Here is a 575-nt window from a genome sequence, read left to right as displayed (position 1 = left end):
AAAACAAATAGAGAGTGCTAATTGTTGAAATCATATAGTTAGCTTATCCAAAGAATACTATTTTGAACATAAACAATGGATAAAAAAGAATGATATACAAAAGATAATCAAAGGTAAATACAATCTATATAGTCAAACTATACAAGCAATATCAGATAAATTTGATGCTAATAGAAAGACTATTTCAGAGTTAAGAAAGAAAGGTAATACCAAGGCAAAGTATCCATATAAAACCAAGAAATTTTATATAATACCATTCAAAGCTAGTGCAATAAATATCAATGCTAAAGGTAACTTAAAGTTATCAATGTCAAAAGGTATCTATTTAGAGTTAGATTTTAATATTGAAAATATAAAGACTGCTGAAATAGTATGGCGAAACGGATATTATTTGTATTATACATTTGATGATGGAATCATTAACCCAACACCGAAAGGTAACAACACCGTAGGTGTAGACTTAGGAGAAATACATTCGATAGCTAGTATAACTAATGAAGGTATCGGACTTATAATATCCAATAGAGAAGGTAGAAGTATTAAGCAATTTAGAAATAAGATGTATGCTTATATCT

Annotated in this window: 1 pseudogene; it reads left to right on the top strand. The window is 27.7% G+C overall.

Annotated elements, in window-relative coordinates:
- Window positions 1–307 precede the first annotated feature (307 nt).
- Window positions 308–575, top strand: a pseudogene (locus tag KGF48_RS19780) (RNA-guided endonuclease TnpB family protein); the annotation flags it as partial.

Origin of the sequence: Clostridioides sp. ZZV15-6388 (assembly GCF_020657755.1) — a bacterium.
In the GTDB taxonomy this organism is placed as follows: Bacteria; Bacillota; Clostridia; order Peptostreptococcales; family Peptostreptococcaceae; genus Clostridioides.
This window is presented reverse-complemented; position numbering and strand designations above follow the sequence as displayed.